The following is a 13,540-nucleotide window of genomic DNA, read 5'->3' as shown; positions in this document are numbered from 1 at the left end:
GAAAAATTACTAATAAATATTACAATATAATTAAAAGATAAATATATCATATATATGTGAGGGGTGTAATTTTGTGTATGAATTTAAAAATTTAGGTGAAGTATTAATCGGAAAAAGCAAAATAAAAGACAAGGGTATTACATTTATTTATGAGTTAACTAGAGAGTATTATGTATCATATGACCAGTTATACCAGAATGCACTAAAATATTTAGGCGCTTTACAGCGTAAAGGCTTAAAAAAAGGTTGTAAATTAATTTTCCAAGTAAGAGATAATAAACATTTTGTATTTACTTTTTGGGCATGTATGCTAGGGGGCATTATACCTGTACCTGTTGTAATAGGCAATAAATATGAACATCGTTTAAAACTAATTAAGATTATGCAGATAATAGATAATCCTTATATGTTAATTGACCAAAGTGAGTTAGAAAAGTTAAAAGCATTTATGATAAAAGAAGGATTATCAGAAATGTATGAAGCTATAGTGTTAGAGTATATCTATACAAATGAACTTGATGAGAGTTTAGAAGAAGGAGAAGTTGTAGAAGTGGAAACTGATGAAACGGCATTTATTCAATTTTCATCTGGATCTACAGGGACACCTAAAGGTGTTGTTTTAACTCATAAGAATCTTTTGGCCAATATTCAGGGGATAATTAATGCATCAAATATGGTAAGCAAAGATGTTATATTAAGTTGGATGCCGTTGACACATGACATGGGACTTATTGGGTGCCATCTAACAGCTGTGGTAGCTGGGTTTAATCAATATAATATCCATACAGATTTATTTATTAGAAATCCTGTCTTATGGCTTATTAAAGCAAATGAGCATCAAGCAACACTCTTAACATCACCTAACTTTGGTTATCAATACTTTATGAAATGGTTTAAACCAGAGATTGCTAAAGATTGGGATTTATCACATATACGTATTATTTATAATGGTGCTGAGCCTATTTCAATAGATTTATGTAATAAGTTTATTGAGACATTAAGACCTTATCATTTAAATGAGAATGTTATTTTCCCTGTATATGGGTTAGCAGAAGCAAGTTTGGCAGTAACATTCCCAAAGCTAGGTGAAAAGATCGAGGTTGTACAAGTTGTAAGAGATTCACTTTTAATAGATCATAAAGTAGAAGTAACATGTGATGAGAAAAATGCGGTGAAATTTGTAGGTGTAGGTTCCGTAATAGATGGTTGTGAGGTAAGAATTTGTAATGAGCAAAATGAGGTATTACCAGATGAGTTTGTTGGAAGCATTCAAATTAAAGGGGATAATGTTACAAAAGGTTACTTTAAGAATTTAGAAGAGACAGCAAAAGTTTTATCAGAAGATGGTTGGTTAGATACGGGAGATATAGGATTTTTAAATCAAAATAGATTAGTTATTACAGGACGTAAGAAAGATATTCTTTTTGTTAATGGACAAAATTATTATCCATTTGATTTAGAGGAATATGTTGAAAAAGTTAAAGGGGTTAAAGAAGGCGGCAGCGTAGTATGTGGAGTTTATAATCAAGAAACTAAACAAGAAGAAGTAGGGATATTTGTTTTACATAGAAAATCATTAGAGCAATTTGTACCTATTGCACAGGAAATTAAAAGATTTATTAATGACAAAGTAGGAATAGAAGTTAAACATGTGCTGCCAGTTAAAACAATTTTTAAAACCACAAGTGGAAAGAAACAACATTATGTATACTCGAAAAAGTATGAACAGGGTGAATATGAAGAAGCAGAAAGAACTTTAAATCAGCTTTATAAAGAAATTTTAACAAATCGCAAGCTAGTAGAGCCAAGCAATGTAATTGAAGAGAAACTAGTTACATTTATTAAAGAAAATTTAGACGTAGAAATGGTTGGCGTGACAGGTAGTTTCTTTGAACTAGGTATAAATTCATTAAAAGCAGCAAGATTAGTTAATTATATAGGAAAGATGTTTGAAGTCAATATACCGTTATCTGAAGTATTTACGAACCCTACAATTAGAGGATTAGCAGAATATATCCAAGGCGCAGAGAAGACAGAATATGTAGCAGTTAATAAATCAGAAGAAAAGGCATATTATGAACTTTCATCAGCACAAAAAAGAATGTATGTGATGGCAGATTTAGAAAAAGAAAGTACAATGTATAATTTGCCAGGCATCATGTCAATGAAAGGTGATTTAAATCTCACTAAATTAGAAGAAAGTTTAAATCAGTTAATCATGCGACATGAAGCTTTAAGGACATCTTTTTGTAAGATAGGCGGGGAACCTTATCAAAAAATAAGTCCTGAATTAACTTTTAAATTAAAATTAGAAGAAATCGAACAAGAACAATTAGATGACTCTATCAAACAATTTATTAGACCATTTGATTTAGAAAAAGCACCATTAATGCATGTGGAAATTTTAAAGACAGCACAAACGCAGTATTATTTCCTTTTTGATATTCATCATATTATTGCAGATGGTATTTCAATTAATATTATTATTAAGGAATTAAGTGATTTATATAATGGTGTAGAACCTTCACAAGTAGAATTTCAATATAAAGACTTTGTATTATGGCAAAATAGTAAAGCGTATACACAAGCAGAACAAACTGATAAAAGCTATTGGTTAGAAACTTTTAAAGGAGAAATTCCTGTATTAAATTTACCAGTAGACTTTAAACGTCCTGTACAACAAAGTTATAAAGGAAACAAGATTTATTTTGAGGCAGATGAAAGCTTAACAAAGCACTTAGAAGCACTAAGTTGTGCAACAGATACAACATTATATATGGTGCTATTAGCAGCTTACAACATTTTATTAGCCAAATACACACAACAAGAAGATATTATTGTAGGTTCACCTGCAAGTGGTAGGATAAAAGAAGAATTTAGTGAAACGATAGGTATGTTTGTAAATACATTTCCAATGCGTAACAAGCCAATACAGACATTGAATTTTAAGACATTCTTAGCACAAGTTAAGCAGAATGCAATGCAAGCATTTGAACATCAAGCTTATCAATTTGAAAGGCTGGTTGAAGATTTAAAAATAAAAAGAGATTTAAGTCGTCATCCAGTATTTGATGTGTTATTTACACTACAAAATATGGATAGTAGTGAGCTTGCTCTGCAGGATATGGTGGTACAACCTTATCAATTTGAAACAAAAACAGCACAGTTTGATTTATCCCTAGATGTAATTAAAAAGAATGAAAAGTTATATTTTGAATTAGAATATTGTACAACTCTTTTTAAAAAGCAATCTGTTGAACAAATGAGTAGGCATTTACTACAGTTATTAAAAGTTATTACAGATAATCCTGAACTTAAAATTATGGAAATGGAATTATTATCTGTAAATGAAAGAGAAATGCTTATAAATGATTTTAATAGGAATCAAAAGCAATATGATATGCGTAAATGTCTTCATGAACTATTTGAAGAACATGCTTTAAAAACACCTGATAAATTGGCTGTTATTTGTCGGGAGGAAAAAGAAAGTTATCAGTGCCTTAATAAAAAGGCAAATCAACTGGCATGGTATATGCAACGAGAGAATTTAGAGGAAAATAAAATTGTTGCAGTCATGTTAGAACGTTCTTGCCAGATGGTTGAAGCTATATTGGCTATTTGGAAAGTTGGCGGTGCTTATATTCCATTAGATGTAAGTTATCCAGTTCAAAGACTAATAGATATTTTAGAAGATAGTCAGGCGAAAACACTCATAACAATGTCTTCGTATGTTACTCAGACATTTAGAGCAACCTATAAAGGTAAGATTATTTATTTAGATGAAATCATATTATCAAATGAAATTACGGGTAATTTAAATAACAAAACAGATATAGATGCATTAGCTTATATATTATTTACATCAGGTTCTACAGGTAAACCTAAGGGTGCAATGATTGAACATAGAGGTATGTTAAATCATATTTTCGCACAACAAGATGAACTTAATTTAAATGAACAATTAATTTTTGCACAGAACGCAAGTCACTGCTTTGATATTTCAGTATGGCAATTTTTTGCACCATTAGCATTAGGCGGTACGACAGTTATTTGCCTAATGAACTTGTTATGGAGCCAAAAGCGTTTATTCGTACAATTCAAGAAAATAAAGTAAGTTTATTAGAAGTTGTGCCATCTTATTTAATGACTTTAATGGAATGTATAGAAGAAGATTCAGCGTTAAGTTTAGAGAGTATCCAGTATCTCATGATTACAGGTGAGGCTGTAAAATATCCTGTTATTAAAAAGTGGTTTAGCCTTTACCCAAATATTAAAATGGTGAATGCATATGGACCTGCAGAAGCATCTGATGATATTACGCAATATATTATGAGTGAATGTCCTAAATGTGACGAAGATATTCCAATAGGTAAGCCACTTAATAATATTAATATTTATATTGTAGATAAAAATATGCAGTTAGTCCCTATGGGGGTTGTAGGTGAAATTTGTGTATCAGGTATAAGTGTAGGAAGAGGTTATATTAATCAACCAGAAAAGACAAAAGCAGCATTTATTGACGATCCATTTAATACAGAAACAAAGGTAAGAATGTATAAAACAGGTGATTTAGGAAAATGGTTACCAGATGGCACACTTGTTTTTAAAGGCAGAAAAGATTATCAAGTAAAGGTAAGAGGGTTTAGAATTGAGCTTGGTGAAATCGAAAATGCATTAGTAAATTATGTACATATTAAAAATGTTGCAGTTGTTACAAAGCAAGACCCAGAAGAAAATGTATGTATATGTGCCTATTTTGATGCCGATGAGGCTGTAGAAATTAGTGAGTTAAAGCGTTATCTTACAGAGGTACTTCCAGCATATATGGTACCAGCATATTTTATGCAAATGTCACAATTACCACTTTTACCAAATGGTAAAGTTAATCATAAAGAGTTACCAAGTCCTCAAATGACTAGTGAAGTAACTTGCATCGCACCAAGAAATGAAATAGAAGAAAAGCTACTTGGATTATGGCAAGAGGTGTTAAAAACTAACTCAATTAGTATGACAGATGATTTCTTTGATATTGGTGGACAATCCTTAAAAGCAGCTAAATTAGCTTCTCGTATTCATAAAGTATTTAATGTAGAGCTCCCAACAAAAGATATTTTCATGTATTCAACAATAGAAAAGTTAGCACTCCATTTAAATGATTTTGAAACAGGACACTACGAAAAAATTACAAAAGTTGAGGAAAAAGCCTATTATGAATTATCATCTGCCCAAAGAAGACTATATGTATTAGATAGTTTTGAAAATAATAGCACCATGTATAATATGCCAGGTGTTGTAGTGATGAAAGGCGTAATAGATAAGGAAAGATTATTAGATGCATTTAATCAATTGATTAAACGTCATGAAACTTTAAGAACAAGCTTCACATACATTGATAATGAACCTTATCAAATCATCCATGATGCAGTAGATTTTGAAATACTATATGAGCAAGTGAATGAAAATGAGATTGATACAGCCATTACAGGATTTGTCGCACCATTTGATTTAACTAAAGTACCATTATTAAGAGTAAAAGTAATGGATGTAACCCAAGACATGCACTATATGTGCTTTGATATGCATCATATTATATCTGATGGTGTAGCAATAGATATTTTGGTAACCGAATTAAGTAAGCTTTATAATAATGAGCAGTTACAGCCACTTGAAATACAATACAAGGATTTTGCAAAATGGCAAAATGATTTATTAAAATGTGATGAAATAAAAGAAGCTGAGGCATATTGGTTAAATGAATTTAGTGAAGAAGTAGTGCCATTAAATTTACCAACAGATTATGCAAGACCAGCAGTACAATCTTTTGAGGGAGACCGTATTTATTTTGAAGCAGATGAAATGCTTACAAAAGAACTTAAAGCCTTAGTAAAAGAAACGAATACAACACTCTATATGATGCTTTTAGCAGCTTATAATGTTTTATTAGGTAAATATACAGGTCAAGATGATATAGTAGTAGGTTCACCAGTAGCAGGTAGACAGCAAGTAGAATTAGAAAATATTATTGGGATGTTCGTAAATACACTAGCTATTAGAAATATTCAAAATGTGAATGAAACTTTCTTAACTTTCTTAGGAGAAGTGAAAGAAAAAGTATTAAAGGCTATGATGTATCAAGATTATCAATTTGAACAGTTAGTTGAAAAAGTAGAGGCAACAAGAGATATTAGTCGTAATCCACTTTTTGATACGATGTTTACGATGCAAAATACAGAAAATGCCGCTATCCAGATGGCAGAATTAAAATGTGAGATTAAACCTATTGATTTTAAAGTTTCTAAGTTTGATTTATCATTAGATGCTGTGGAAAAGGATCATAAGATTGTCTTTGAATTAGAGTATTGTACAGCACTCTTTAAACGAGAAACAGCTTACAGAATATGTGAACATTTTATTAATATATTAAAAGCAATCACAGTAAGCCCAAGTAGTGAAATTTCAAAAATAAACTACTTATCGGCAAGTGAACAAGAGATGTTATTAAATACATTTGCAGGGGAAAAGGTTAATTACGATTTAGATAAGCTTGTACACCAACGTTTTGAAGAATATGCATTAAAGCAACCAGAAAAAGTAGCTGTTTCATATGAAAACCAAAAAGTGACATATGATGAACTCAATAAGTCATCTAATCAAATTGCTGCTTATTTGGTAAAGAGCGGTTTAAAAGCAGAAAATATTGTTTGTGTGATGTTAGAACGTTCACCACTCTTTATAAGAAGTGTTATGGGTATTTGGAAAGCTGGAGGGGCTTATATGCCTATAGATATAAGTTATCCAGTACAAAGAAAGCTAAGTATCTTAAAAGATAGTAAAGCCAATAAGATTATTACATTATCTAAATATCGAGATGAATTGTTAGAAGCGCAATATGAAGGGGAAATCTTATATTTAGATTTATTAGAAATAGAAATTGCAAAAGAGTCATATGAAAATCTTAATATTTTGGTAACTAAAAATCAATTAGCTTATGTTTTATTCACCTCTGGTTCAACAGGTAAGCCTAAGGGCGTTATGATTGAACATATGGGAATGCTCAATCATATTTTAGCAGAGAAAGATATCTTAGAATTAGATGAAACATTAGTGTTCGCACAAAATGCGAATCAGTGTTTTGATATTTCAGTATGGCAATTCTTTGCAGCACTTGCACTAGGCGGTACAACGGCTATTTATAGCAATGAGCTTATTTTAGAAGCGGGACAGTTTGTAGAAACAATTTGTAAAGAAAAAGTTACTCTATTAGAAGCTGTACCATCTTATTTAATGGTAATGATGGATTATATTGAAAAAACACACATCACCTTAGAAAATTTAAGATATGTTATTGCTACAGGAGAATCAGTTAAGGTAAATGTTATTAAACGTTGGTTTAATTTATGTCCTTCAATTAAATTAGTGAATGCGTATGGTCCAGCTGAAGCATCTGATGATGTAACACAATATGTTATGAGCAGTGCGCCAACACAGGAACATATGATTATTGGTAAACCACTTAATAATATAAATATCTATATTGTGAATTTAAGGATGGAATTATGTCCAATAGGTGTTGAAGGAGAAATTTGCATTTCAGGTATTGGCGTAGGAAGAGGATATATTAATAATCCAAAACAAACGCAAGATACATTTATAGAAGATCCATTTAGACCTAATGAACATATCAGATTATACAAAACTGGAGATATGGGTAAGTGGTTAGCTGATGGAAATATTGCATTTAGTGGTAGACGAGATGCACAAGTTAAAGTAAGAGGTTTTAGAATAGAACTGGGAGAAATTGAAAGTCACTTATCAAATTATGAAGCAATTAATGATGCAGTGGCTGTAATTAGACAGGATAATAAAGATAATAACTATATTTGTGCTTATTATACAGCACAATCTACATTAGATGTTGAGGAACTAAAACAATATTTATTAGATTTTGTGCCAGAGTATATGGTACCAAGTCATTTTATGCAGCTAGACACTTTACCAATGTCAGCAAATGGTAAGGTGGATCGTAAAAGTTTACCAGAACCTCAGCTCAACTTAGAAGCACATTATGAATTACCACAAAGTGTGTTAGAAGAAAAATTAGTGGAAGTTTGGGAAAATGTTTTAGGTATAGAACAAGTTGGTGTTCAAGATAACTTCTTTAGTTTAGGTGGAGATTCTATTAAGGCAATTAAAGTAGCCTCTAGTATGATGGAATTAGGTTATAAAGTAGAAGTAAGGCAAATCTTTGAATATCCAGTCATTTCAGCATTAAGTAAAGTGATAAAAGTAAATTTAGTAGAATCTTTCCAAGGAAATGTAGTTGGGGAAGTTAAACTTTCACCTATTCAAAAAGGTTTCTTTAAACGTCATAATTTAAATGGTAATCATTATAATCAATCTTTTATTTGTAGTAGTATTCATGAGATAAATATTGATTTATTAAAAGAGGCACTTGATAAGTTGATGGTACATCATGATGCATTAAGAATGTCTTACTATGAAGAAGAAGGGCGTATTATACAATATAATAGAGGAATAGAAGATACGCTATATCATTTGAAAAAATATGATTTAACGGGTGAAATAGATTTCGAACCAAGTATGTTAGCATTAGCAGAGGAATTACAACGAGAGATTAACTTGGTGAACGGACCACTTGTAAATGTAGGTGTATTTAAAACACTTGGAAGAGATTATATATTAATCGTTATACATCACTTGATTGTAGATGGTGTTTCTTGGCGAATATTAATTGAGGATTTAGATACAGTTTATAATGCGCTTATAAATAATGAAGCAATTCATCTTCCTAAGAAAACAACTTCTTATCAAGAATGGACCAATAAGCTTGAAACTTATGCGGAAAGTAAGGCGTTGTTAGACGAAAGTCAATATTGGCTCAAACAATGCACTTATCCAATAAGTAAGCTTCCTAGAGATTATGATGAAGATAAAGAGAAACGTACTTATAGGAGTAACAAAGAAATAAGTATTGTATTAGGACGTGAAGAAACACAAAACTTATTAATGAAGTGTCATGAAACATATCATACAGAAATTAATGAATTATTATTAGTAGCATTAGGTCTTACAGTGAAAGAATGGGCTAATATAGATTATATGTTTGTAAACCTAGAAGGACATGGTAGAGAAGAAATATTATCAGATGTAGATTTAACAAGAACAGTAGGATGGTTTACAACAGAATATCCTGTACTATTAGATATGAGCAGATCAGATGATTTAAGCTATACCATAAGAACTATCAAAGAAGAAATAAGGCACATTCCTAACAAGGGAATTGGTTATGGTATCTTGAAATATTTATCTCAAACAGCAGATACGACTATTAAGCAAGGCGAGTTGGCAGAAATTAACTTTAACTACTTAGGGGATATTAATGCGCTTCAAAATGGTAAGCAGTTTATGCTAACAAGTATTAATACAGGAAAAATGGTAGGAGAATGCTTGGAGAGAGAATTCTTGCTCGATATGAATGGTCTTATAAGTGATGAACGATTCATCATGAGAATCGAATATAGTGAACAAGATTTTGAGGAAGCAACAATAAGAAGATTTTTAGAAAGCTATATGGAACATTTGAAGATGATAATTATGCACTGTATGAATAAAGAGGAAGTGGAAATTACACCAGATGATGTAGGCTATGAAATGTCAATAGATGAACTAGATGATTTAGTAGATGAATTAGAAGGCTTATTAGATGACTAATTGAAGCAATAAGGGGGGACGAATGATGAGTAAGAAAGTTAAAATAAAGAAAATTTATACTTTAACGCTTATGCAGCAAGGTATACTTTTTCATACATTAATGAATCCGGAATCACCTGCTTACTTTGAACAAATGACTTATGATATTAAAGGAAAATTTTCAGTTGAATGCTATGAAAAAAGTTTTAATTTATTAGTGAAAAAGTATGATGTATTAAGAACTATATTTAAATTTACAGGGACAGAGGAACCTATTCAAATTGTCTTAATGGACCGTGAATTTAAAGTACAATATGAAGACATTAGTGATTTAGACGAATTAGCTCAGCAGGTGTTTATTGCAGATTATCAACAACGTGATATTAATAAGGGATTCAACCTTCAAAAAGATATATTAATGAGAGTATCTGTATTAAAACTAAATGAAAATTGCCATAAGATTATTTGGAGCCATCATCATATTATAATGGATGGTTGGTGTACAGGTATTATTATGCGTGATGTATTTGAGAACTATAGTCGAATAATGCAAGGTTTATCTGTTAATACAGAGGATTTATATCCCTTTGGTAACTATGTTAATTGGTTAAAAAAGCAAGATAAAGATGAAGCATTAGTTTATTGGAAAGAAAACTTTAAAGACTATGCACAAAGTGCAGTAGTACCTCAAAAGACAGTTTGTGAAGAAGGTTATTCAAATACAAGATTTTCATTTAATATACCAGCACATCTAGTGCAACACTTAAAGCAGTTAGCTTTAAGTGTTGCTGTACCAGTTAATATTGTTTATGAAGTTATATGGGGATTAATTTTACAACGTTATAACAATACGGACGAAGCTGTATATGGGTTAGTTATATCTGGGCGTCCACCTCAAGTAGAAGGTGTTGAACAGATGATTGGTTTATTTATAAATACAATCCCAATAAGCATAAAGACAGAAGATAATATGACTTTTGTAGAACTGCTTAAAAAAACCTATAGTAACTCTATAGATTCTAAATCATATGAATACTGTTCTTTGGCAGATATACAAGCGCAAACAAGTTTAAGAAATAATTTGATTAATCACGTATTAGTTATAGAAGATTATCCTTTAGAGCAGTTCCTTGATGACTTAACGGTTTGTAAAGAAATGGGATGGTCTATTGAAAATGTAGAAAACTTTGAACAAACAAACTATGACTTTAATATTGATATATTACCAGGTGATGAAACAACAGTTGAAATTAATTACAATAGTAATTTATATGATCAGTATGTGATAGAAAATATTCAAGAACACTTCATGCAGGTTATTAATCAAATTGTTCAAGAGAATGATATTAAAGTGAATTCAATTGATTTAGTCGTTCAACAAGAAAGAGAAAAGCTTTTATATGCATTTAATCATTTAGAAACTGAAAAAGAATTGTCTATAAGTTATGATTTAACAAAGACATTACCACAGTTATTTGAAGAACATGCCGCAAAGAATCCAGATAAAACAGCCATTATTTTTGGAGATGACCACATTACTTATGCAGCATTAAATAAGAAGGCAAATCAAATAGGCCATTATTTAAGACAGGAAGGCGTACAAGCAGAAAGCTTTGTTGCAGTTATGCTAGAACGTTCACCATTATTTGTAGAGAGTGTAATGGGGGTATGGAAAGCTGGTGGAACGTATATTCCTATAGATACAGGTTATCCAATCCAACGTAAGTTAGGCATTTTAGAAGATGCAAAAGCAAATTATGTTATCACTTTATCAAAATATATTGATGCAACATATAGGGAAAGTTATAAAGGAAAGATTATTTGCTTAGATGAGATAAGTAAGGCTTTAATACATGAAGAAAATCTAGGCATTAATATCTTATCAAATCAACTGGCATACATCTTATTTACTTCTGGTTCAACAGGTAAACCTAAAGGCGTTATGATTGAACATCAAGGGATGTTAAATCATATTTTAGCTGAACAAGAACAACTTCAATTAGATGAAACAATGGTGTTTGCACAAAATGCGAATCAATGTTTTGACATTTCAGTATGGCAATTCTTTGGTGCACTTGCCTTAGGTGGAACAACGGCTATTTATAGTAACGAAGTAGTATTAGCCCCAGAAATATTTGTGAAACGTATTATACAAGATGGTGTAACACTACTTGAGGTAGTGCCATCCTATTTAATGGTTGTTATGGATTATATAGAAGCAAATCATATTACATTAGATGCTTTAAAATATTTATTAATTACAGGTGAAGCAGCTAAATTACCTGTCGTTCAAAGATGGTTTGAGCTTTGTAAAGAAATACCAATGGTAAATGCTTATGGACCAGCAGAAGCATCAGATGATGTAACCCAAGGCATTATGCATGAGGTACCAGCTAAAGTTGCCAATATTTCAATTGGTAAGCCGGTTGCTAATATGCGTATGTACATTGTAGATGATCATATGCGTCTTTGCCCGCTAGGGATACCAGGTGAACTTTGTGTAGCTGGTATTGGTGTAGGAAGGGGTTATGTAAATGACCCAGAAAGGACAGCCAATGCCTTTATGATAGACCCTTATATGGGAACGCAATGCCAACGTTTATATAAGACAGGTGATATTGGTAAGTGGTTACCAGATGGGAATATTGAATTTATAGGAAGAAAAGACTTCCAAGTAAAAATTAGAGGTTTCCGTATAGAATTAGGTGAAATTGAAAATAAATTATTAGATCATCCTAGCATAAAAAATGTGATCGTAATCGATATGGAAGAGGATAATGGTAATAAATATTTATGTGCTTATTTCTCAGCACATCAAGTATTAGAAGCAAATGATTTAAAACAATACTTAATGCAGTATTTACCTGATTATATGATTCCAACATATTTTATTCAGCTAGAGGAGCTTCCTTTATTAATAAGTGGTAAAGTAGATCGTAAAGCATTGCCTAAACCTGAACAAGTTTTAAAGACAGAATATAGAAAACCAGAAAATGAGGTGGAAGAACGCCTTGTAGAAATCTGGAAGAACTTATTAGACCGTTCAAAGGTTAGTACAACAGATAATTTCTTTGAATTAGGTGGACATTCGCTATTAGCCATTCGTTTAGTTTCAAAGGTTAATAGTGAATTTAAAAGTAATGTTACATTAAGTCAAGTATTTGATGCTCCTACTATTAAAGCGTTTGCACAAGTAGTAGAAGGAAAGGAAAAAGGCATTAAATATGAAGCATTAAGCCTATAGCATCACAAGATTACTATGAATTATCATCTGCACAAAAGAGACTATATGTTATTCATGAATTAAATAAAGATGATACCAGTTATAATATGCCGGTTATTGAAGAAATCAGTGGTACATTTGATGTAGCACGTTGCATGAAAGCTATCAAACAGGTTGTGAATAGACATGAGGCTTTTAGAACTTCTTTTGAACTAAGGGATGAAAAAACTGTACAAATTATTCATGAAGAGGTAGATTTACCTATTGAATATCAAGAAGCAGATGAGGAAGAAGCAAAAAATATTGTTAATCATTTTATTAGACCATTTGATTTAGCAAAGGCACCTTTATTAAGAGTTGGTATTATTAAGATAAGTAATGAAAAGCATATTTTAATGATCGATATGCATCATATTATTTCAGATGGACTTTCTATGGATGTATTTGTCAAAGAATTTTTATTACTTTATCAAGGAGAAACGTTAGAGCCATTAAAATTACAATATAAAGATTATTGTGCATGGCAAAATGAGTTATTAAATTCTGAGCAAATGAGAACACAAGAAAAAATTCTGGCTTGATTATTTAGGTGGTGAATTACCAGTA

The 13,540-nt window shown here is 31.2% G+C and carries 4 protein-coding genes; all 4 read left to right on the top strand.

Annotated elements, in window-relative coordinates:
- The first annotated feature begins 73 nt into the window (after window positions 1-73).
- From JCM14822_RS21685 to JCM14822_RS06325, 4 genes are read left to right on the top strand one after another with little or no spacing between them, the layout of a single operon-like run.
- A complete protein-coding gene (locus tag JCM14822_RS21685) occupies window positions 74-4,114 on the top strand; it encodes a condensation domain-containing protein (protein ID WP_330377365.1) in 4,041 nt (1,346 codons plus the stop codon).
- Complete coding sequence (locus JCM14822_RS21680; protein WP_330377364.1) at window positions 4,051-9,732, top strand: amino acid adenylation domain-containing protein; 5,682 nt, start codon at window positions 4,051-4,053, stop codon at window positions 9,730-9,732. The genes JCM14822_RS21685 and JCM14822_RS21680 overlap by 64 nt, the downstream gene beginning before the upstream one ends.
- Window positions 9,733-9,754: 22 nt before the next feature.
- Window positions 9,755-12,955: a non-ribosomal peptide synthetase gene (locus JCM14822_RS06330; protein WP_083461301.1), complete on the top strand. Its 3,201-nt coding sequence runs from the start codon at window positions 9,755-9,757 to the stop codon at window positions 12,953-12,955.
- Window positions 12,943-13,515 (top strand): condensation domain-containing protein, encoded by a 573-nt coding sequence (locus tag JCM14822_RS06325; RefSeq protein WP_083461300.1) that lies wholly within the window; start codon window positions 12,943-12,945, stop codon window positions 13,513-13,515. The genes JCM14822_RS06330 and JCM14822_RS06325 overlap by 13 nt, the downstream gene beginning before the upstream one ends.
- Window positions 13,516-13,540: the final 25 nt, after the last annotated feature.

The sequence above is a fragment of the Cellulosilyticum ruminicola JCM 14822 genome (genome assembly GCF_001311925.1).
Classification (GTDB): domain Bacteria; phylum Bacillota; class Clostridia; order Lachnospirales; family Cellulosilyticaceae; genus Cellulosilyticum; species Cellulosilyticum ruminicola.
Note: the sequence above shows the minus strand (reverse complement) of the source record. Positions and strands in the feature narration are given on the sequence as shown.

Coding starts and splice junctions, on each gene's coding strand:
- JCM14822_RS06330 (WP_083461301.1), top strand. CDS start 9,755: ATGATGAGTAAGAAAGTTAAAATAAAGAAAATTTATACTTTAACGCTT.